The sequence below is a fragment of the Salinibacterium sp. UTAS2018 genome (assembly GCF_004118935.1).
Lineage (GTDB): Bacteria > Actinomycetota > Actinomycetes > Actinomycetales > Microbacteriaceae > Rhodoglobus.
In genome coordinates, this window is record NZ_CP035375.1 from 1,249,703 (window position 1) to 1,270,471 (window position 20,769).

Here is a 20,769-nt window from a genome sequence, read left to right on the forward strand (position 1 = left end):
TATGGCTCGTATTACGAAGGTACTCATCGCCAACCGCGGAGAGATCGCCGTTCGCGTTATCCGCGCGGCTAAAGACAGTGGCATCGGTTCAGTGGCGGTCTACGCCGACCAGGATCGGGATGCTCGGCACGTGAAGCTCGCTGACGAGGCGTACGCGCTCGAGGGCTCCACGAGCGCTGAGACTTATCTCGTGATCGACAAGATTCTGTCGATCGCGCGCCGTTCCGGTGCCGACGCCATTCACCCGGGCTATGGCTTCCTCGCCGAGAACGCTGAGTTCGCTCGCGCCGTGATCGAGGCAGGCATCATCTGGATCGGCCCGTCTCCCGAAGCCATCGAGAAGCTGGGCGACAAGGTTTCGGCCCGCCACATCGCTGAGAAGGTGGGCGCACCACTCGCCCCCGGAACTCTCAACCCAGTGTCGGGAGCAGACGAGGTTCTCGACTTCGTTGACATCCACGGTCTTCCCGTTGCCATCAAGGCTGCATTCGGCGGCGGCGGTCGCGGCCTCAAGGTTGCTCGCACCCGCGAAGAAATCCCGGAGCTGTTCGACTCCGCTACCCGCGAGGCTGTTGCCGCGTTCGGTCGCGGCGAGTGCTTCGTAGAGAAGTACCTCGACCAGCCCCGCCACGTCGAGACCCAGTGCCTGGCGGATGCCCACGGCAACGTCGTCGTGATCTCCACCCGCGACTGCTCGCTGCAGCGTCGCCACCAGAAACTTGTCGAAGAAGCACCGGCTCCGTTCCTCTCTGATGAGCAGAACAAGGCCCTGTACGAGTCTTCCAAGGCCATCCTGCGCGAAGTGGGCTACCTCGGAGCCGGCACGTGTGAGTTCCTCGTTGCCAAGGACGGCACGATTTCTTTCCTCGAAGTGAACACGCGCCTCCAGGTCGAGCATCCCGTGTCTGAAGAAGTCACCGGCATTGACCTCGTGCGCGAACAGTTCCGCATCGCTGAGGGTGGAGTTCTCGATTACGACGACCCCATCCCGCGTGGTCACTCGTTCGAGTTCCGCATCAACGGTGAAGACGCGGGCCTGAACTTCATGCCCTCCCCCGGTCCGGTTCACGTTCTGCGCGTGCCCGGCGGCCCCGGCATCCGCGTCGACAGCGGTGTCACGACCGGCGACGAGATCAGTGGAGCCTTCGACTCCCTGCTCGCCAAGCTCATCGTTACCGGCTCCAGCCGCGAGGATGCTCTCGAGCGTTCGCGCCGCGCCCTCGACGAGTTCGAGGTTGCTGGCCTCCCCACGGTGCTGCCGTTCCACCGCAAGATCGTTCGCGACCCTGCCTTCACGAGCGAACCGTTCAGCATTTACACGCGCTGGATCGAGACCGACTTCGAGAACGACATTGAGCCTTGGACCGGATCCCTTGCCGACGAGACTCCGGTCGTGGCACGCCACAACGTGGTCGTCGAGGTCAACGGCAAGCGCGTCGAAGTGAATCTTCCCTCCAAGCTCGTACCGAGCACCTCCACCGGCGCAACGCTCTCGGCCGCTCCCAAGCGTCGCGCAGCATCCAGCGTCAACACGATCACTGGCGCCTCGGTCAAGGCGCCGATGCAGGCCACGATCGTGAAGGTTGCGGTTGCCGAGGGCGACAAGGTCGTCAAGGGCGACCTGATCCTCGTGCTTGAGGCCATGAAGATGGAACAGCCGCTCGTCGCTCACAAGGACGGCATCGTCTCGACTCTGAATGCCAGCGTCGGCCAGACTGTATCCTCTGGTCACCTGCTCATGAACATCGCTGACGAGGACGCGTAACTTCCCCGCCCTCGCAGCACAAGAAAGGCCGCCCATTCCGTCTCACGACGGGCGGGCGGCCTTCTCATTTGGTGCAGTTGTACAGTTCGTGCAGTTGTACAGGCTGTGGACCCTAGGAGATTTGAACTCCTGACCTCCTCGATGCGAACGAGGCGCGCTACCAACTGCGCCAAGGGCCCGTACTGCTGAAGCAACAATATCACTCAGCACATGCCCGCGAAGACGGATGCTGGGCATCCGTGAATGAGAGTTGCCGCACTACGGCAGAAGTCCAAGCTTGCGCGCCGTCGAGACCGCCGTGAATCTCGATGAGGCATCGAGCTTTTTCATCGCGCTGCCCAGGTATCCCTTGACCGTTTGTTCAGTGAGCGACAGCAGTGCAGCAGTGCGCGAGTTACTGTACCCGAGCGCGACGCACGACAGCACATCCGTCTCCCGGGGCGAAAGCTTCAGGCTACGTTCGCGCGACAACACTTCGGCGTCGCCAACGCTGAGCGCGTCTGTGAGCCCGCGGCCGATGTCGTGCAGCTTCTTTCTGACGTCGCGATCCTTCACCGTCGCCGCCACCTGTCGAAGCTGCGCAAACTGTTCTCGAAGATGCTCCTCTGTAACGGGAGACAACCCCCTGCTCTGATGTGACCTCTGCGCCACCAGCCGGCGCGTCACTTCGTCACGAATAGCCAGCTCATTGCCCAGTGCAGCAGCGATCGCTACGGCTGGTCGAGCTGCCGCAGTGTCCGGCTCGACGAGAGAGTGCGATCCGGCGTAAATCAGCCCGCGGAGCCTTCCCCCCGCAATGATCGGAATCGCCAAGAGGGAGACAACGCCTTCGCCTAAGACAGCCCCATCGTAATCATGAGTGATGTCGGGCGAATGCTCGTAGTCACGCGTAAAACGTGGACTGCGCTGAGCCATGGCGAGTCCGCCAAGGCCGCGTTCTTTTCTCACTTTGAGGCCATCTAATTTGCCGGTTCGAGCACCGCTGAACGCATTCACGGTGAGTTCGATTCCGGAGGTGAGACCGCCGAACGACAGGCTGAAGCCCGTGCTCGAGGCAATCTCTCGAGTGGCCTGCTGGATCAAATCAAAGTCACTTGGTTCAGATATCTGCGTCATTGCTGATTCCCAACTTTCGGGGGTATTACGTGCTGTACGCCCCTCCGTAATCTGAGGCTAGCACGGGATTCCCCAGCCCCCGCAGGGAATCCACAGCACACATTTCAAAGGAGAAATTGATGCCAGATGCCCCTTCGCTAGAGCGAGTTTCGGCTCACAGAGTGGCCGCCCGCCTGCGACACCAATCCGATTCGTACGCCGAAATCTACGAGCACTCCACTCGTGCTCCCGATGACTTCTGGCTCCAACAAGCTGACTGCGTTGACTGGATTACACCACCAACTCTGTCTTCCCCCAGCCACGCCCAGGAGCCGGGAACCGATCACGGCAGTTGGTTTGCCGACGGCACCATGAACATCAGCGTCAACGCGCTCGACCGCCACGTTGCTGCGGGCCGCGGCCATCATCCGGCGCTGATCACCGACTCCGCAATGATCGGCGAGAAGAGTGTGCTCACCTACGCGGAGCTTCTTGAGCGCGTCAGAAAGTTCGCCGGTGCTCTCCACGAACTTGGTGTTGGCGCGGGCGATCGCGTGCTTATCTACCTGCCGATGATCTCCGAAGCCGTCGTTGCCATGCTGGCCTGCGCTCGGATCGGCGCCATTCACTCGGTCGTATTCGGGGGCTTTGCCGCCAACGAGCTTGCTGTTCGCATCAACGATGCCACTCCCTCCGTCATCGTCACCGCGACGGGAGGCCTTGAGCCTTCCCGCCAGGTGGAATACCTGCCTATCGTGCATCAGGCGATCGGGCTCAGCACCGGCAGCGTGCGCTACGTCGTTGTTAAAGATCGACCCCAGATCGATGGGGACATCACTGAATACGCCTCGGGCGCGGCCAGCGGCGGCTCTCCCGACGTCTCGTGGCTGGACTGGGATGAACTCGAGTCGAGCGCGTTACCCGCCGACGCCGTAGAAATGCGCGCGCAGGACCCGCTCTACATTCTTTACACCTCCGGAACCACCGGAAGCCCGAAGGGTGTTGTGCGCGACACCGGCGGGTACGCTGTGGCGCTGCAGTGGGCGATGACCAATATCTACGCGGTGGGGCCCGACAGCACCATCTTTACTGCATCGGATGTCGGCTGGGTCGTCGGTCATTCCTTTATCGTTTACGGCCCTCTCCTGGCGGGCGCGGCGACGGTGCTCTACGAGGGAAAGCCGATTGGCACCCCCGATGCGGGAACGTTCTGGCGCATCATCCAGGATTACGCAGTGGATGTGCTCTACACGGCCCCCACAGCGCTCCGCGCAATCCGCCGCGAAGACCCCACGCTCGATGAGCTAGAGAAATACGACACCTCCAGCTTGCAAGCGATCTACCTGGCCGGCGAGCGTCTCGATACGGAGACGTGGCACTGGGCCAACGACGGCATCCACGTTCCGATCGTCGACCACTGGTGGCAGACCGAAACCGGGTGGCCGATCTGCGCCAACCCGCGCGGCGTTCAGCAGCTGGAATCGAAGGCGGGCTCGACGGGCGTGCCGATGCCGGGATTCGTTCCCCGCATCCTCGACCGCGAAGGCAATGACGTCACGAAACCGGGCACCGAGGGAAACATCGCGATCCAGTTACCGCTTCCTCCCGGCGCTCTCATCGGGCTGTGGGGAAGCACAGAACGGTTCGAAAACTCCTACCTCGCCGAATTCCCGGGCTACTACGCCACTGGTGACGCGGGTTACTTCGACGATGACGGCTATCTCTTCGTAATGGGGCGCACCGATGACGTCATTAACGTCGCCGGCCATCGCCTCTCGACGGGGTCGTTCGAGGAAGTGATCTCCCAACATCCGGATGTCGCTGAATGCGCCGTTCTCGGACTCCACGACGAGCTGAAGGGCCAGCGGGCCGCGGCCTTCATCACGATGAAGCACGGCAGGAATCGTGATGAGGGCGCCCTCGCTATTGAGCTTGTGGCGCTGGTGCGCGAGGTCATTGGGCCGGTCGCTGCCTTCCGGGACGTCATGGTTGTCGAGCGTCTCCCCAAGACCCGCTCGGGAAAGATCCTGCGCAAAACCATTCGTCAGATCTTCGACGGCGAGGAAGTTCGCATACCGCCGACGATCGAGGATGTCACCGTGCTTGATGCGATCTACACCGCCGCTGGCCGAACCCGCATTCAGTAGCTCCCATCTCGTCCACCACTCACGCTCTACCCCTATCCCCCGTATCAATTGTTTGTGGCAAGGAGGCCCCAAATGTCTGATGAAAGTTCCCCCACTAAGAAAGTAAGTTCCCCGCCCGGCGAGACCGCTACTGCGCCCGGTGCTCGCACCGGACTCGACTATCAAGCCGAGGAAAAGAACCCAGCATTCATCGAACTCAAACGGCGACACCGCTCGTTCGTGTTCCCACTGACGATCTTTTTTCTGGTCTGGTACTTCGCCTACGTCATTCTCGCGGCGTACGCTCACGACTTCATGGCGACGCCGGTCTTTGGCGTGATCAATGTCGGGCTGCTACTCGGCTTTGGCCAATTCATCACAACGTTTGTCATCACCATGACCTACGTTTCTTTCGCGAACCGCCGGCTTGATCCTCTTGCCGCCGAGCTTCGAGCCGACCTCGCAGCAAAGGAGTCTGCAGCATGATTCTCTCCACGGTAAGCATGCTCGCGACGGCCGTTGATGCCGAGTCCCAGAGCGATCCAGTACTCAATATCTCGATCTTCATCGCATTTGTGGGCATCACACTCTTCATCGTGATCCGGGCCAGTCGCAACAATGCTTCGGCCGCGGATTACTACGCCGGCGGGCGGTCCTTCACGGGCCCCCAAAATGGTTTCGCCATCACGGGTGACTATCTCTCGGCGGCATCCTTCTTGGGCATCGTGGGAGCCATCGCGATCAACGGCTACGACGGTTTCCTGTATTCGATCGGCTTCTTGGTGGCCTGGCTCGTCGCCCTGCTCTTAGTCGCTGAGCTCATGCGCAACACCGGCAAGTTCACGATGGCGGATGTTCTTTCCTTCCGCCTGAAGCAACGTCCCGTCAGAATGGCGGCAGCGGCAACCACGCTCGCGGTCTGCTTCTTCTACCTCCTGGCGCAGATGGCCGGAGCCGGTGGCCTCGTCTCCCTGCTCCTCGGCATCGACGACAAGGTTGGTCAATCAGTTGTCGTCGCCATCGTGGGCGGTCTGATGATTCTGTATGTACTCATCGGTGGCATGAAGGGCACCACGTGGGTGCAGATAGTGAAGGCGTTCCTGTTGGTTGGCGCTGCAATCGCGATGGCCATTTGGGTACTCATCCTCAACGGTTTCGATCTGTCTCGCGTGCTGCAGAGCGCCGTGGACAACTCGGTCGCCGTTCCCGCGGAAGCGATCTTGGCTCCGGGGCTGAAGTACGGCACGAACCCGCTCGACTTCATCTCGTTGTCGCTCGCTCTCGTGCTGGGTACGGCAGGCCTCCCTCACGTGCTCATGCGTTTCTACACGGTGCCTACGGCGAAAGAGGCACGACGTTCGGTCGTGTGGGCGATTTGGCTCATCGGCGGCTTCTACATCCTCACCCTGGTCTTGGGGTACGGCGCGGCGGCCCTGGTCGGTTCGGCGACGATTCTGGATGCACCGGGCGGAGTGAACTCGGCGGCGCCGCTACTGGCGCTCGAGCTTGGCGGGCCACTGCTGCTCGGCTTCGTTTCTGCGATCGCGTTCGCGACCATCCTCGCGGTGGTGGCGGGGCTCACGATCACGGCGGCGGCATCCTTCGCTCACGACATCTATTCCAACGTGATTAAGAAGGGCAAGGGCGACCCGGATGCCGAGGTCAAGATTGCGCGACGTACTGTCGTCGTCATCGGAGTTCTGGCGGTCGCGGGAGGCATCGGAGTTCAGGGCCAGAACATCGCGTTCCTCGTGGCTCTCGCCTTCGCGGTAGCGGCGAGTGCGAACCTGCCCACGATTCTGTACTCCCTCTACTGGAAGCGGTTCAATACCCGCGGTGCGGTGTGGAGCATGGTCGGTGGGCTCTCCGCAGCAATTCTGCTGATCGTTTTCTCCCCCGTGATGAGTGGCACTCCCACCTCGATGCTGGGCGAGGGCGTGAACTTCGCGGTCTTCCCGCTCCAGAATCCCGGAATCGTCTCGATCCCTCTCGGGTTCGCACTCGGCTGGTTGGGCACCGTGACCTCATCGCGCACGGAAGACCCCGATCTCGCCGCCGAGATGGACGTGCGCTCCCTCACCGGCCACGGTGCTGAAGCCGCGACCGAACACTAGAAGACACGCTGGGGCGTATCGCTCGGTCTAACCACCGAGCGGTACGCCCCAGTGTTATGTCCGGCGTACACGACGCGCTGGAGAGGGTGCTTAGCTGGCGCGACGACGAGCGAGTGCAGCGTCAAGGTCAGGGGTGCGACCATCGATTTCGATAATGCCCATACCCGCAAAGCGACTCGGTGGAGTTGCCGCCGGTGCTTGCGCCGGTGGGGCCGGCGTCTTTTTCGCTTCGCGCGCAAGCTCCGCTTCGCGCGTTGCCGCTGCCATGGCAGCGGTGTTCGCGCGCAAGGCTTGCTCGGCAGATTCCGCGGCAGCCCGCAGCTCGCTATCGATCTTTCCGGCGTGACGAGCAGCAGCGACCGCTGCCTCTGGCGCGTTGCTGCGGGTCAGGTACATCGGCTTGGGAACCGGTACTGGAGTCCAGCTGACTTTCGACGTCACGTCTTCGACGGGGGCATCGGAGGAAAGAACGACGCGACGGCGGGGTGCAGCGGTGCGAGTCGTGGGCGCGGCCTCGTTTCGGCGAGCACGCGAACGTGCGGCGAGCCGCGACAGCATTGATGTAGCGCTGATACCGGCCATAGTCGCGGCGGCAAGAACCAGCCAGGTGCCTGAAGCGAGAGCCGCCCCGGCCGTGAAAATCATGACGACGTTAACTGCTACCACGGCCACGCTCGCGAGCAGAACCAGCGCGGTGAAAGCGCGCGTTCGGCGTAAGCGACGCGCAGACAGGGCGACAACTTCTTCCCGAGTGGGCGGGGTCACCGGGCGACCCACCGCCACCGGTCCCTGGCTCACCTGCGCCTTGGCGAGCTCGGCAGCCTGACGCGCGACAGCTTCGGCCCGAACTTCATCCGGCACTTCGGAGGTCTGAGCCAACACACGAATAGTCTGCTGCAGTCGAACGGCATTGCGCTCGGTGGCTAGGTATTCGCGATTCTTGAACCAGTTGGGGATCAGGTACACCAACCACAGTGCCGCAGCGAGCGCGATCATGACGCCGCCGCCGATGCTGGTGAGTTCCATGGCTATACGCTACGAGCAACCGAGCGCGACAGGCCGTCGGCACGCGGCACGGATCTCAAAACTTGCTGAGAGTCCGCCCGCTAACGGCGCGGAAGAATCATCGGTCGAGACGCTGTTAGGCGGTCCTCGGCAGGGATGTGAGCATCCTGCTCGGGGGCTTGGCCCAGCTGCCAACGGCGGTAAACCCCCTGCGGAAGCTCCTCGACCGTGAGCGCGAAGCAGAAGTGATCGCGCCAGTCTCCGTCGATATGAATGTAGCGGCGCCGCAATTGCTCGTAACGGAACCCGAGCTTCTCTACGACGCGCAGACTTGGCTCGTTTTCGGGTCGAATGCAGATCTCCATGCGGTGAAGGCCGAGTTGGAAGAAGCAGTAGTCAGTGGCCAGCGCAACAGCGGTGGGAGTGAGCCCCTTGCCCGCAAAACGCTCAGATACCCAATAGCCGATGGATGCCGACGCCAACGATCCATAGGTGATCGATGACACGTTGAGCTGACCCGCCACTTCACCGTTGTATTCGATGACGAACGGCAGTCCGGTGCCGACTCGAGACTGCTGGAGCAGACCCCGGATGCTCGACTTCACGTCGAACGAGGCGGGGCCGACCGGGCTCGTGGCTTCCCACTGGCGAAGCCACCTCCGGTTATCGCGGAGCTCGTTCTCTAGCGCCCTCGCGTCGCGCACCCGAATGGCGCGAATGGTGATGTTTCCTTCGCCGAGCGTCGGAATGCCGTACGCCACTCGCTACTCCAGAGTTGCGCTGAACTGCTGCAGCCATGGGCGCAGCTCGGGACCCAGGTCGTCGCGCTCGACCGCGAGCTGAACGATGGCTTTGATGTAGTCAAGACGGTCACCCGTGTCGTAACGACGACCACGAAAGACAACGCCAAATACTCCACCGGCAATGTCGTTTTCTGCCATCTCTTGCAGAGCATCCGTGAGCTGAATCTCGCCGCCCTTACCGGGATCGGTGCGCTCCAAGATGTCGAAAATTTCGGGACGCAGCACGTAGCGACCGATGATCGCGAGGTTAGACGGCGCGGTGCCCTGAGCTGGCTTCTCAACGAGGCCGGTGATGCGAACGACGTCAGGGTCATCCGTGGGTTCCACGGTCGCAATGCCATACATGTGGCTCATCGCGGGGTCGACCTCCATGAGCGCGATGATGGTGGCGTTACGCCCCTCTTGCTCGTCGAGCATTCGCGAGAGCAGAACATCGCGAGCGTCAATGAGGTCGTCGCCGAGCAGCACGGCGAAAGGCTGATTGCCCACGTGCATCTTGGCGCGGAGAACAGCGTGACCGAGACCACGCGGGTCTCCCTGGCGCACATAGTGCATGTCGGCCAAGTCATTGGAGAACTCGACCTTGGAAAGACGATCAGTGTCGCCCTTTTGCTCGAGAGTGGCCTCAAGTTCGGTCATTCGGTCGAAGTGATTTTCGAGAGCGTTCTTGTTGCGCCCGGTGATCATCAGCACATCGGTGAGGCCGGCAGCGACTGCTTCCTCAACAACATATTGGATGGCCGGTTTATCGACCACCGGCAACATTTCTTTCGGCATTGCCTTTGTTGCCGGCAAAAATCGAGTGCCCAGACCTGCAGCAGGGATAACCGCTTTAGTAATCTTCGTAGCCATGGGGTACATGCTAGTGCGCCAGTCTCGTAGAATGCGTATATGACCGACGACGTCAGTCACGACAAACGTGCACTTAGGGCCGAATTACGCGAACGCCGACGCATCTGTACCGCGAAAGAGCGGGAAGAATTTAACACAGGTGTAACAGAGAACCTCATTGACCTAGCTCAGCGTCTCGGTTCCCGTTCCATAGCGGCCTACCTATCGACCACCGACGAACCCGAAACCCGTGGTTTTTTGCGGTGGGCGTGCGAACACGACATCACCGTGTTGCTCCCCATCTCTCGTGCCGACGGCCTGCTCGACTGGGCTCCCTACGACGGCGAAGACGAAGACAAAGACCTCATCGGCATGCCCGCTCCTACGAGCGAGGTGCTCGGACCGATCGCGATCAACGATGTCGACCTTATTATCGTGCCGGCGGCATCCGTTGATCATTCCGGAATGCGCATGGGCTGGGGTCGCGGCTACTTCGACAAAACGCTCGGCTCTATGGAGACCAAGCCTCCCGTGTACGCGGTGATCTTTGATAACGAATATGTGGCAGAAGTTCCCACCGAAATTCATGACCAACCAGTGGATGGCATTGTTACCCCGTCGGGGATTGTCACCATCACCGAGCACAACTAAGGATCTCGTGCCTACCTACTCTTACCGTTGCACTGAGTGTGACAACGCTTTTGATATTCAGCAGTCGTTCACCGATGACTCCCTCACCGTATGCCCCGCCTGCCAGGGCAAGCTGCGCAAGATTTTCTCCGCCGTCGGCGTCACGTTCAACGGTTCGGGCTTCTACCGCAACGACTCGCGTTCCACGACGACTTCGAGCGATTCGAGCTCGGGTTCATCGAGTTCGAAAGCATCAACGTCTAAGACATCAGGCTCGAGTTCAAGCGACTCCGGATCGTCAAATTCGTCATCAACGAGCTCGTCTGCCTCGTCAGGAGCATCAAGTTCTTCCGGTTCTTCTTCGTCATCCGCTTCACCATCGGCGGCTAAAGCGTCATAGTTGACGTATCCCCCACGATTAGGAGCACTTATGCTTTCCGGTTTCAAAGAATTTATTTTGCGCGGCAACGTTGTCGACTTGGCTGTAGCGGTTGTTATTGGTGCTGCTTTCACAGCAGTCGTCAACACCATCGTTGAAGCGGTGTTCAACCCGCTGATTGGCGCCATCTTCAGCGCCGAGTCTCTCGCGACAGCGCTTCCCGTGGAGCTTGGCTCTAGCGGCGCAATCATTTACTTCGGCGCAGTCATCGCGGCGATTATCCAGTTCGTGCTCGTCGCCGCCGTGGTGTACTTCGCCATCGTTGCTCCGATGAACTACGCCAACAAGCTCGCTGCCGCGCGCAAGCCCGTCGTGGTCGAGCCCGAAGCTGGCCCCACCGAGGCCGAGCTGCTTCTTCAGATTCGCGACCTGCTCGCTAAGCAAAACAACTAACATGCATTAGCTCTCACTCGAGCTGCCCCCGAAGCTCGAGCCCCACGGCGAGCGGCCAAGGAACTTACCCCCAATGCGGAGGTTTGTCGCCTTTGAGTCGCTCGTCGTTTTCGTTGTTCTGGTGCCGTTCCGGCTCGCCCGTCGGATGCGGATCTGATCCTGCCGGCGGGGCCGTGGTCACCCGACGACTCTTCGAACGCTTGACCCGCGGCGCTGTGACCTCGGAGCCAGCCTCGTCACTGCGTTGCTCCATTACTGCTGGGGGCGTTGAGCAGGCACGATCGTGATGGGCTCGGTCGTGGGAGCAGGCTCTGCTCCGAGCATCCGGGCCACCTTATCGGCCACCTGATCGGGATCACTAAACAGTTCGAACGCATGGACGCGCAGGTAATGCCAGCCGAGCCGGCGCAGCAGTTCCGGGCGCAACCGAAGCGATTCGCGCAGACTTGACTCGTGAACCATCGCATCGGTCTCGATCGTGCCGCAGCGTCCGCCGCGCGAAGCGACGAGGCCGAGTTTGGCGCGATGACCGAGTGCTACGCGCAGTCCGCGCGCCTCAAGGCGACGGGCGAGGTCAACGAGCATGGGGTCGCTGTCATCGGGCACGGGAACCTCGGCGTAGCGGGCATCCACTTCGTCGAGCACTTCAGCCAGCGCAACAGCACCGTGCTTCATGCGACCGTCGTCGAGGTCTTCCGAGCGGAACGATGTCACGATTTCGAGCGAGCGACGAGCACGCGTCATAGCGACAGCGAGTAGACGCTCTCCCCCGGGCTCGCCGAGCGAACCAAAGTCGGAGAGCACGCGACCGTGCGGGGTGCGACCATATCCGATGGAGAAGATCACCCGGTCGCGACTCTGGGCCACGGCTTGATCGATCGTCGTCACAGTAAACGGTTCAGCACGATCGCCGATGATGACGTCGAGCAGTTCGGGGCGGCGACGGCTAACCGCATCCAGAACCGCCTGCATGACCCGCACCGAATGCACGGGGCTCGCTGTAATCACCATGAGCGATTCTTGCGGGCGCTTCGTGGCGTGGTCGAGAACGAGTTCAACGACGCGCGACACCTCGGCGTCGGGGCTTTCGACGGCTCCTGAGTCAGGATCGGGCATGCCGACGCCATCAGCGACGTAGCTGACCGCAAGGCTGCCGTGGCCGAGGAAGCTGCCAGCCCACGGCAAGGATTCGATCTGACCGTCATAGAAACGACGGTTGACGAGTTCGGCGAGTTCTTCGCCACCCGGGCGATAGCTGCGCGTCAGGGTCAGCGTCGGAAGCAGCCCGCTGAGTTTCGCGAAAGCAGAGTCAGCGACCAGCGCCTCACGAATCTCGTCGCTCACGGGCTGCGGCAGGTCGCCGGTAGCGTCGCGCACTGCGGTGTCGAACGGGGTAGGAGACTGAATGACAGGGTCACCAATAACGATGACTTGCTTCGAGCGGCGGATGGCGCCCGCTGCTTCGGCGACCGTTACGGCGCCAGCATCAACGAGCAAAAGCGTGTCAAACGGCATCGTGTCAACAACGGAATCGATCTCGTACGGTGAGGCCAGCCAGACCGGCGCGATCGTGCGCGAGAGGTGCGGAGCAGAGGTCTGCACGTCGAAGGACGTGAGGCGATCCTTGGCGAGCGCTCGCTTGAGGGCGCTGGCCTCGTCGGGCCAGTCAACGAGACCGATCTTCCAGTTCTCGGCGATCTGCCACGACAATTGCTTGGCATTGGCAGAGGCATGAGCTTCATCGACAAGTCGGAAATCTGCTTCAAGTCGATCGACAACAGTCGTATTGGCGTTGAGGAGGGCGCGATCAACTTCGAGCATGGAGTCGAGTGCAGACTTCCACCACGACAATTCGAGCTCAGCAGCGACCTGGTCTTGAGGAACATGACGCTCGGCCAAGTCTTCGATGAGCGGATCCAGCTTCAAGTCCCGCAAGCTCCCCATCAGAGCGGTGCGCTCTTGAAGGTTATTGAGCACGTCAGACTCCGCAGCGAGCGACGCAACCTTTTCGATCAGGAACGGGATGGGCAGAGCCGACAAGTTGACGTGCGAATCAGCAATGCCCAATGGGATGTCGAGCAGAGCAAGGTCTTCGGAGACCTGTTGGTACGACCGTTGTACTTCACCAATTCCGACGGGTACTGCGGGGCTCGCACCCTCGGCAACGAAGCGGTGCCACAGCACCCGCTGCTTCTGAATCCGCTTGAGGGCGCCGTGCATATCGGGCACGCGAACACCGGGGCGCACATACTCCAGCGCAAGCTTCTTGAGCCGGCGACGATTCGCGCCGGTCATTTCGGGGAAGTCACGACGCGGAGCAGTCGCCGCGATAAGTTCCGTAATGGCGCGGTCGAACACCGTCGGCACGAAACGGTCGAGCGTTTCGCGCAAGTCGACGAGAAGACGCAGGTACACCCCGAGCTCATCGATGCTCTGGAAGGGTCGCATACGCGTGTTCGAGACCAGACGATTGGCGACACCCAGCAACTCTGACAACTGTGAGTTAACGCGCTGGGCAACCTGATGAGCCTTGAGCGCTTCGCCACCGTTGGCAAACTGAGCGCCATACCAGGGCGAATCTCCGGGGCCGTACTTGAATTCGCCGAGCTTGGCCGCAGCGATGATCACACCAGTAGCGGTGCTGCGATCTTTGGCAAGCTTCTCCACTGCCTCGCGCGACAACCGTGCGGTCGTCGACGGCGGTGTGGGGAGCAACGCGAGACGGCTGAGTTCCGAGACGCAATCGAGAACCGAGACGCCAAGTACACCGTCGGTGACGGACATGGACTCGCGGTAGTCGAGCATGATCTTGCGCAGACGAAGTAGCGCGTCATCCACGTCTTCGATCTGGGGCTTGCTGGCTTTCTCACTGCGAGAAATCGAGCGGATGATGTCGCGGCGCAGCGTGCGTGGGGCAACCGAAAGACCGGGAAGCCCGATGTCGGCGAAGCGATCCGCAATCGATTGGAGCGATGCCCGACGCGGGCTCACGACAAGAACACGCTTGTTCTGGGCGACGAGAGCGCCGACGGCGTTCACGATCGTCTGGGTTCCGCCGGTGCCCGGAAGCGTACGAACGACGAGCGAGTTGCCCGCCTCAATCTGCGCAATAACATTCTCTTGCTCTGCGTCTGCGTCGAGAAGAAGGTTGTCCGTCTGCGGCGAGCGCTCGTCGGCCGAGAGCGCGGGAACGGGAGCGTAACCCTCCTTGATGGTCCACGCGGCAGCAGTGTTGCCGGCGAGCGCGTCGAGGATCGGATGCTGCAAATCTTCCGCATCAGCGGCAAGACCATGAGCGACATCCGCAAATGACGACACAACGAGTCGCGGGCTGACAGCGAACGCATCGAGATGAGAGGTGAGACCGCGAAGGCGATCGATCACCGGGTTGGGCTTGAAGGTTCCATCAGCATCGGCCAAAGCAACGAACGACTCAGCATCGAGGCGAAGGCGGAACTGCTCGTCGAGAGCACGAGCCAGCGCAGGGTTCAAGTACGCGCTGCCGCGAAGCTTCAGTTCGAAGTCACGACCGTGACGACGGATGGCAAGCGGGCGCAGCAAAACGGGGGCACAGAACTCGACGTCATCATGGCTCCAACGCGCGATGCCGACACCCAAATGAACGGAGTCGATGCCGCGAGCTGTTGCGAGTTCGAGACCCTTGGCTGCCACAGCGCCTGCAGCGGTCTTAGCCGAGCGCAGCGCGACGTCGTCACGAATGAGGCTCGACAGCAGAGTGCGTTTGCCGGTGATGAACTGGGCAAGGCCGCCCGGGTGGGTTGTTGAGAGGTCGACCCGCGTACGAGGCGAATCAACGAAGTGGATGAGAGGCGAACGCCCACCCAGCTCAGATATTTGCGTACGCCATTGCGTCCATGTGGGCTCTGCGACGTTTCCAGCCATAATGTGTGGCTCACCAAAACTCAGCGTATGAGGCGCTGTTACTTGAACGTGGGGGTGCGCGTGCTCACTTTCAGCGTCGTCAACGTCGGGGCTGCCCGTTTCTGGGTCCCCCGTGAAATCATCCGAAACTTTATCTGCACGCCACACAACGCCACCTTAAGCTCCTTCTCGCAATAAATCCTGTAACTGCCGCGGGTTTCGCAAGACTCACGGGTGAGCAACACCCCCAGTTCATGCGGCACGCGACCGTAGAATACGGTGCATGTTCTTTCTTGAACTACCCCTCGTCGCCGCGACCGACACCGCTGAGATCGTTCGCGGCACCACAATCGCGGTTGTCACCATTGTGGTGCTCGTGGTGGCCGTCGGAGTCGTGGCGTTCGTGACGCTGTTTCGTCGCGGCGGTGACCGCGGCATCCGCGGTACAGCCTCGCAATCGGCGCTCGAGTCGCGCGCCGCTGGACTTTTAGTCGCGCTGGATGACCGGGTTCGCGAAGCCGACCTCGAACTCGGTTTTGCGGTAGCCCAATTTGGCGCGGACGCCGCCCACGATTTTACGAGCTCCCTCGCCGAGGCGCGCGGCCAGTTAACGGAGGCATTTCGGCTTGGGCAGCAGCGCGATGACGCGGCGAGCACTACCGATCAGCGCCGTCGTGGCCTCACACTGCAGATGACTGCCCTCTGCGAAAAGGCGTTGGCGACTCTTGATCGCTTTGACGCATCGTTCGCCGCCCGCCGCCAGGACGAAGTCGAAGCTTCGGCGACCGCGCAGCAACTACGAGCGCAGGCGGTGAGGCTGCTGGATCGATTAGCGGCGGGGGCGCGCCAACTAGCAGCCGCTGAAGAGCTCTATGACGATGACGTTCTCACCGTGCCACGACGGGAACTCGCCGCTGGACGATCAGAGATCGCCGCGGCCGAAACTGCTCTGGATGCCGCTGCCGCGAACATCAGCCCTACCGGCGTCAACGCGGTCACCGACACCTTGCGCGGCGCAGCCACCGCGTTGCATCGTGCCGAGCGCGCAGCGGCAGCGACCGACCAGGCTTTCGCCGAGATCGCGGAAGCAGCTGCTGCCGTGCTGCAGCTGCGCGAGGCCACTCACAGCGATCTACTCGAAGCGCGACTCGCGGCGGAATCGGCTCCCGACCCCCAGAGCGGTGCGCGCATCCTGACGGCGATCGCCGCCAGCGAGCGGGCGCTGGAACGCACGGTAGCGGCATCCAGCAATCGTCACAGCCCGCTCGAACAGCTAGCTCTGCTGAATGATGCCCGCACAGAACTCGACAGTGCCCTCTCGACGGCCCGGAACCAGCAACAGCGGTTCGAACACGCCCGTGCCGCCTACCAAGGAACCTTGGTGGCGGCACGGAGTCAGATCTCAGTTGTTCGAGAGCTTGTGGGGCGGGGCGGAGCCAGTGCTCGCGCCCGCACCCGTCTAGCAGAGGCGGAGCGTCAGCTGATGATCGCTGAAGCCGAGACAGATCCGGTGGAGGCGCTTGACGCCATCCGCCGGTCAGTCACCCACGCTCGCGATGCTGACGCTCTTGCCCGCTACTAGCAGGAGAACGGTGACGAACTCGTCGCCACCGTTCCTGAAGCGTGTGGCTCGTTAGGCCTGATCGATCACGGCGAAGTTGACCGCGCCGTTCTCGCCGACGTTGGCGTCGAGCGTCTTGTCGCTGAGAGCGACAGAAGCGTTCTCTTCGAGGAAAACACGCGCACCATCTGCTTCGACGACAGAGTCGCCGGCTTCTGGAGCCGCGACAACGGCGACGGTGAGGTTGGGAGCACCAGGCTCTCCGTTGATGCGCAGGCCTGAGGCTTGCGCATCGGGGTCTTGCTCGACGATCGTCTTGACGACCGTGGTGGCTGTTTCGGTGAGGGTGAGCATATGTTCGTCCTTCCAGGTTCAGCGAAATGAAACCCCCACGCTGCCTTAGTGAGCGGCGGTCAGCAACCTACAGCACTGATTGTGAGGCAACTCCCATAGTCAGTGGAGCGTGCGGTCAGGATGCACCGCGCTGTACCCGCGGCATGGTGCAGGCGCTCAGGTGCTCACGCGGTAGAATTGGGGCTTGAGTGCCGGGAAGTCTGGTCGGCGATTGCGTCGGCGACCCCGCTGACGAACCTCAACGTCTGGAATTTTGTGACCACATCCACTAAGAAGCTGAGCCCCCGCAAGCGAGTACGCCGGTGGGTGACCATGGAAACCACCAGCGGCATCCTGCTGATGGTGGCCGCCGCGATCGCGCTCATCTGGGCTAACTCCCCGTGGCGCGAAGGCTATGCAGCCCTTGCCGAAACCACCATCGGTCCCGAGTCACTTCATTTGAACCTCACTCTCGCCACGTGGGCTGCAGACGGCCTGCTCGCGATCTTCTTCTTCGTCGTAGGCGTCGAGCTCAAGCAAGAGCTCATCGCGGGCAGCCTGCGTAAACCACGCGAAGCCGCTGTTCCTGTCTTCGCCGCCATCGGTGGCATGCTCTTTCCCGCCCTGCTCTTCACGCTGATCATTCTGATCTCCGGTGACTCGACGGCACTCGGCGGCTGGGCCATCCCCACGGCCACCGACATCGCGTTTGCCCTGGCGGTACTCGCTATCTTCGGCCGTGGCCTTCCGCGAGCGCTCCGCACCTTCTTGCTTACAATGGCCGTGGTGGATGACCTGCTCGCGATCATCATCATCGCTCTGTTCTACACCGAGAGCATTGACCTGCTTTCGCTGCTGTTCTCGCTCGTCGCTATCGTGCTCTTCGGTCTTGTCGTCCGCTCACGCAAGCCGCGCTGGTGGCTCTTGGTCCCCCTCGCTCTCGTCGCCTGGGCGTTCATGCACGACTCGGGCGTTCACGCGACCATCGCCGGTGTGGTTCTGGGCTTCACCGTTCCGGCCAAGCTCGTGCACGGCGAAAAAGACACCCGCACCCACGCGTTCGACGATGCTGTAAGGCCCACGTCATCCGGAATCGCACTCCCCGTCTTCGCGTTCTTTGCGGCTGGAGTTTCACTCGGCGGAGATGAGAGCGTCAGCGATGTGCTCGTGCAGCCCGTTGTCGCCGCCATCATTGTCGGCCTCGTCGTCGGAAAGATCATTGGTGTGCTCGGCACGACGGCGTTGATCACCAAGGTCACCAAATTCCGCCTTGCGGACTCCATCGGACTTCGAGACCTGCTGCCCATCGGGTTCCTCACAGGTATCGGCTTCACCGTGTCGCTGCTCATCTCGGAACTCTCGTTCCCCGATAGCGAGCACACCACCGGCGCCAAGCTCGCCATTCTTATTGGCACCGCTCTCGCTGCTGTTCTCGCCGCGATCAGCCTGCGCTGGGACTCCCGTCTCGCTCGCAAGCGCGACATGAACGAGGATGGCATCCCCGACAAGAACAAAACCCTCATCGAAGACGAGGACTAAAACCCCCAGCGGACTGCGGCGGGATGCAGCCCGCCGTCGAAAGGATCCACCGTGTCCGACCCATTGAGCCAACACACCGACTACGGCCAACTGCCGCTCAATGATTCGGATGTGCTCACTGATCCGATCGACCAGTTTCGATTGTGGTTAGATAACGCCAGCGAGGCGGCCGTCTATGAGCCGAACGCGATGGTGCTCTCGACGGTGGATGCGGACGGCTCCCCCAGTGCGCGAACAGTTCTCCTACGCGCGATCGATGAAGCTGGCTTTGAGTTCTTTACCAACTACAGCTCGATCAAGGGACAAGCACTTCTCGCGAACCCTGCCGCGGCACTGGTCTTCCCGTGGTATTCGATTCACCGGCAGGTACTCGTGCAAGGAACCGCTCGGCCCGTCGCCGCAGCTCTTTCAGACGACTACTTCGCCACGCGACCGCGAGGCAGCCAGATCGCGGCGCACGCCAGCGAACAATCGCAACCCATCGCATCCCGAGCCCTCTTGGAGCAGCGAGTGACAGAACTCGAAGCAGAGTTCGAGGGGCGCGATGTGCCGCGTGCCGCTGACTGGGGCGGCTTCGTTGTCGAACCCCACTCGATCGAGTTCTGGCAGGGCCGCAGTTCGCGCCTGCACGATCGGGTGCGTTTCGGGCGCACGGAGTCGGGCGGCTGGGAACGGCTGCGCCTTCAGCCGTAGAGCTTCGACCGCACGTTCCCTGAGACACAACTCACTCTCGACACAACACAGTCTCGGACACAACGAAACCCCGCTACCGTGGCGTAATGCCCGGTGCGGGGTTCTTCGGTTAACACCAAAAGAGGGACACAACCGCGATAACAGTTGTGCCCCTCCCGAGGTTGTGGGCTTTACTCAGCCGGCACGGATCCCCGTGCAGACATTGCGTAGCCCGACTCGCCGTGGACAGCGAGGTCGATACCGGCGATCTCTTCTTCAGAAGTGACGCGGAATCCGATGGTCTTCTGAATCGCGGTGCCGATCAGCCACGAAGCGGAGAAGGAGAAGATAGCGACGGCGAGAACGCTGATGGTCTGAACTACCAGCTGGCCAGCGTCTCCACCGACGAAGAGTCCGGTGTCGGTGGCGAAGAAGCCGAGGTAGATCGTTCCGAGGATACCCGCGACGAGGTGGAGGCCAACGACGTCAAGCGAGTCATCGAAGCCGAGGTTGAACTTGAGCTCGATGGCAAGAGCGCAAATTGCACCGGCGATCAGACCGAGGATGAGCGCCCAACCGGGCGTCAGGTTTGCACAGGCCGGCGTGATCGCAACGAGTCCAGCAACAACACCCGAGACGGCACCGACGGCGGTGGCCTTACCGGTGCGAAGCTTCTCGACGAAGATCCAGCCGAGAATACCGGCGGCGGGAGCGGCGAGCGTATTGAACACGATCAGACCGGCTTCGTCAGGGTCGCTCGCGGCACCGGCGTTGAATCCGAACCATCCGAACCAGAGCAGAGCGGCACCGATCAGTACGAGAGGAACGTTGTGGGGCTGCGTGATGTCCTTGCTGAAGCCAACGCGCTTTCCGAGAACCAGAGCGAGACCAAGAGCAGCGGCACCAGCATTGATGTGAACCGCGGTACCACCGGCGTAGTCGATCACGGCGGGAAGGCCGCCGAGGATGTCACCGAGGTTCTGAATCCAGCCGCCGCCCCAGACCCAGGCTGCGACGGGGAAGTAAACGAGAGTTGCCCAGACGCCGGTGTAGATCATCCACGGACCGAAGCGAGCACGGTCAGCGATGGCACCAGAGATAAGGGCGGTGGTAATGATCGCGAAGGTTCCACCGAAAGCGACGACGAGGAGGTCGGAACCGGCAACGCCTTCTTGACCGAAGTTGCTGAACGGGTTTCCGGAGAACGACCAGACCGAACCGTCGATCGAGCTCATGTTTGCACCGATGAGGATCCAGAGAACGGCGACGAGACCGAGAGATCCGAAGCTCATCATCATCATGCTGACTACGGACTTCTCTTTGACGAGTCCACCGTAAAAGAATGCCAAACCGGGGGTCATAAGCAGCACTAGTGCAGTGCTAATGAGTACCCAAACCACTGTATCCATCTCAACCTCTTTCGCTTTGTGTGCCTGGTGCACACTTATCGCTGTGGCGGATTTCGGTGAGTGTCGGGTTATTCCACTCCCACCGACCCGCACGACAAAGCATCGCGGCTCGGCATTTCGGCAGGCCCTCAGTTATGTTTCGCGGACGTTAAACGTGTCGCGTGGGTGTTAC

General features: G+C 61.5%; 17 protein-coding genes, 1 tRNA gene and 1 pseudogene. 10 read left to right on the forward strand and 9 right to left on the reverse strand.

Annotation, left to right across the window (positions count from 1 at the left end; all coding sequences use genetic code 11):
- Position 1: 1 nt before the first annotated feature.
- Complete coding sequence (locus tag ESZ53_RS05920; protein WP_129071977.1) at positions 2-1,765, forward strand: biotin carboxylase N-terminal domain-containing protein; 1,764 nt, start codon at positions 2-4, stop codon at positions 1,763-1,765.
- Positions 1,766-1,871: 106 nt separating this feature from the next.
- Here the strand turns inward: ESZ53_RS05920 and ESZ53_RS05925 are convergent.
- Both ESZ53_RS05925 and ESZ53_RS05930 read right to left on the reverse strand, forming a co-directional pair.
- Positions 1,872-1,944: transfer RNA gene (locus ESZ53_RS05925), tRNA-Ala, on the reverse strand.
- Positions 1,945-2,023: 79 nt separating this feature from the next.
- Complete coding sequence (locus ESZ53_RS05930; RefSeq protein WP_129071978.1) at positions 2,024-2,881, reverse strand: LuxR C-terminal-related transcriptional regulator; 858 nt, start codon at positions 2,879-2,881, stop codon at positions 2,024-2,026.
- Positions 2,882-3,000: 119 nt separating this feature from the next.
- Between ESZ53_RS05930 and ESZ53_RS05935 the strand changes: the two genes are divergently transcribed.
- From ESZ53_RS05935 to ESZ53_RS05945, 3 genes are all read left to right on the forward strand, one after another.
- Positions 3,001-5,007, forward strand: coding sequence for an AMP-binding protein (locus tag ESZ53_RS05935; protein WP_129071979.1), 2,007 nt, complete (start codon positions 3,001-3,003; stop codon positions 5,005-5,007).
- Positions 5,008-5,079: 72 nt separating this feature from the next.
- Positions 5,080-5,472, forward strand: a complete 393-nt coding sequence (locus ESZ53_RS05940; RefSeq protein WP_129071980.1) for a DUF485 domain-containing protein — start codon at positions 5,080-5,082, stop codon at positions 5,470-5,472.
- The gene (locus ESZ53_RS05945) at positions 5,469-7,100 is read left to right on the forward strand and encodes a cation acetate symporter (RefSeq protein ID WP_129071981.1); all 1,632 of its coding nucleotides are present in this window, start codon (positions 5,469-5,471) and stop codon (positions 7,098-7,100) included. Before ESZ53_RS05940 ends, ESZ53_RS05945 begins: the two co-directional genes overlap by 4 nt.
- A 90-nt stretch (positions 7,101-7,190) precedes the next feature.
- On the opposite strand, the gene ESZ53_RS05950 is transcribed toward ESZ53_RS05945, so the two are convergent.
- The 3 genes from ESZ53_RS05950 to galU form a co-directional block, all read right to left on the reverse strand.
- A complete protein-coding gene (locus tag ESZ53_RS05950; protein ID WP_129071982.1) occupies positions 7,191-8,126 on the reverse strand; it encodes a hypothetical protein in 936 nt (311 codons plus the stop codon).
- An 80-nt stretch (positions 8,127-8,206) separates the two neighbouring features.
- Complete coding sequence (locus tag ESZ53_RS05955; protein WP_129071983.1) at positions 8,207-8,866, reverse strand: GNAT family N-acetyltransferase; 660 nt, start codon at positions 8,864-8,866, stop codon at positions 8,207-8,209.
- Between the two features lie 3 nt (positions 8,867-8,869).
- Positions 8,870-9,760: a UTP--glucose-1-phosphate uridylyltransferase GalU gene (gene galU / locus ESZ53_RS05960; protein ID WP_129071984.1), complete on the reverse strand. Its 891-nt coding sequence runs from the start codon at positions 9,758-9,760 to the stop codon at positions 8,870-8,872.
- Between the two features lie 39 nt (positions 9,761-9,799).
- Between galU and ESZ53_RS05965 the strand changes: the two genes are divergently transcribed.
- Both ESZ53_RS05965 and ESZ53_RS14590 read left to right on the forward strand, forming a co-directional pair.
- Entirely contained in the window at positions 9,800-10,390 is a 591-nt protein-coding gene (locus ESZ53_RS05965; RefSeq protein WP_129071985.1) for a 5-formyltetrahydrofolate cyclo-ligase, read from the forward strand.
- Positions 10,341-10,538: pseudogene (locus ESZ53_RS14590) on the forward strand (FmdB family zinc ribbon protein); the annotation flags it as partial. The gene ESZ53_RS05965 and the pseudogene ESZ53_RS14590, both read left to right, overlap by 50 nt.
- A gap of 14 nt (positions 10,539-10,552) precedes the next feature.
- Here ESZ53_RS14590 and ESZ53_RS14595 read toward each other — a convergent pair.
- Positions 10,553-10,816: a hypothetical protein gene (locus ESZ53_RS14595; protein ID WP_307842080.1), complete on the reverse strand. Its 264-nt coding sequence runs from the start codon at positions 10,814-10,816 to the stop codon at positions 10,553-10,555.
- Here ESZ53_RS14595 and mscL point away from each other — a divergent pair.
- Positions 10,800-11,201 (forward strand): large conductance mechanosensitive channel protein MscL, encoded by a 402-nt coding sequence (mscL, locus tag ESZ53_RS05975; protein ID WP_129071987.1) that lies wholly within the window; start codon positions 10,800-10,802, stop codon positions 11,199-11,201. The two genes, ESZ53_RS14595 and mscL, sit on opposite strands and share 17 nt — an antisense overlap.
- Positions 11,202-11,453: 252 nt before the next feature.
- Here the strand turns inward: mscL and ESZ53_RS05980 are convergent, their stop codons facing one another.
- On the reverse strand, positions 11,454-15,251 hold the full coding sequence (locus ESZ53_RS05980) for an ATP-binding protein (RefSeq protein ID WP_129071988.1): 3,798 nt from the start codon (positions 15,249-15,251) through the stop codon (positions 11,454-11,456).
- Positions 15,252-15,366: 115 nt separating this feature from the next.
- On the opposite strand from ESZ53_RS05980, the gene ESZ53_RS05985 reads away from it, so the two are divergent.
- Positions 15,367-16,665, forward strand: a complete 1,299-nt coding sequence (locus tag ESZ53_RS05985) for a hypothetical protein (RefSeq protein ID WP_129071989.1) — start codon at positions 15,367-15,369, stop codon at positions 16,663-16,665.
- Between the two features lie 51 nt (positions 16,666-16,716).
- On the opposite strand, the gene ESZ53_RS05990 is transcribed toward ESZ53_RS05985, so the two are convergent.
- The gene (locus ESZ53_RS05990; protein WP_129071990.1) at positions 16,717-16,998 is read right to left on the reverse strand and encodes an iron-sulfur cluster assembly accessory protein; all 282 of its coding nucleotides are present in this window, start codon (positions 16,996-16,998) and stop codon (positions 16,717-16,719) included.
- A gap of 255 nt (positions 16,999-17,253) precedes the next feature.
- On the opposite strand from ESZ53_RS05990, the gene nhaA reads away from it, so the two are divergent.
- Both nhaA and pdxH read left to right on the forward strand, forming a co-directional pair.
- The gene (nhaA, locus tag ESZ53_RS05995) at positions 17,254-18,516 is read left to right on the forward strand and encodes a Na+/H+ antiporter NhaA (RefSeq protein ID WP_246837401.1); all 1,263 of its coding nucleotides are present in this window, start codon (positions 17,254-17,256) and stop codon (positions 18,514-18,516) included.
- A gap of 51 nt (positions 18,517-18,567) precedes the next feature.
- Positions 18,568-19,209: a pyridoxamine 5'-phosphate oxidase gene (pdxH, locus tag ESZ53_RS06000; protein ID WP_129071992.1), complete on the forward strand. Its 642-nt coding sequence runs from the start codon at positions 18,568-18,570 to the stop codon at positions 19,207-19,209.
- Positions 19,210-19,379: 170 nt separating this feature from the next.
- On the opposite strand, the gene ESZ53_RS06005 is transcribed toward pdxH, so the two are convergent.
- A complete protein-coding gene (locus ESZ53_RS06005; RefSeq protein WP_129071993.1) occupies positions 19,380-20,597 on the reverse strand; it encodes an ammonium transporter in 1,218 nt (405 codons plus the stop codon).
- Between the last annotated feature and the right edge of the window lie 172 nt (positions 20,598-20,769).

Excerpts from the sequence above, each read along its gene's own strand:
- ESZ53_RS05965 (WP_129071985.1), top strand. The coding sequence starts at position 9,800 with ATGACCGACGACGTCAGTCACGACAAACGTGCACTTAGGGCCGAATTA.
- ESZ53_RS05945 (WP_129071981.1), top strand. The coding sequence starts at position 5,469 with ATGATTCTCTCCACGGTAAGCATGCTCGCGACGGCCGTTGATGCCGAG.
- ESZ53_RS06005 (WP_129071993.1), bottom strand. The coding sequence starts at position 20,597 with ATGGATACAGTGGTTTGGGTACTCATTAGCACTGCACTAGTGCTGCTT.
- mscL (WP_129071987.1), top strand. The coding sequence starts at position 10,800 with ATGCTTTCCGGTTTCAAAGAATTTATTTTGCGCGGCAACGTTGTCGAC.
- ESZ53_RS05950 (WP_129071982.1), bottom strand. The coding sequence starts at position 8,126 with ATGGAACTCACCAGCATCGGCGGCGGCGTCATGATCGCGCTCGCTGCG.
- galU (WP_129071984.1), bottom strand. The coding sequence starts at position 9,760 with ATGGCTACGAAGATTACTAAAGCGGTTATCCCTGCTGCAGGTCTGGGC.
- ESZ53_RS05990 (WP_129071990.1), bottom strand. The coding sequence starts at position 16,998 with ATGCTCACCCTCACCGAAACAGCCACCACGGTCGTCAAGACGATCGTC.
- ESZ53_RS05930 (WP_129071978.1), bottom strand. The coding sequence starts at position 2,881 with ATGACGCAGATATCTGAACCAAGTGACTTTGATTTGATCCAGCAGGCC.
- ESZ53_RS05935 (WP_129071979.1), top strand. The coding sequence starts at position 3,001 with ATGCCAGATGCCCCTTCGCTAGAGCGAGTTTCGGCTCACAGAGTGGCC.
- ESZ53_RS05940 (WP_129071980.1), top strand. The coding sequence starts at position 5,080 with ATGTCTGATGAAAGTTCCCCCACTAAGAAAGTAAGTTCCCCGCCCGGC.
- ESZ53_RS05985 (WP_129071989.1), top strand. The coding sequence starts at position 15,367 with ATGTTCTTTCTTGAACTACCCCTCGTCGCCGCGACCGACACCGCTGAG.
- ESZ53_RS05920 (WP_129071977.1), top strand. The coding sequence starts at position 2 with ATGGCTCGTATTACGAAGGTACTCATCGCCAACCGCGGAGAGATCGCC.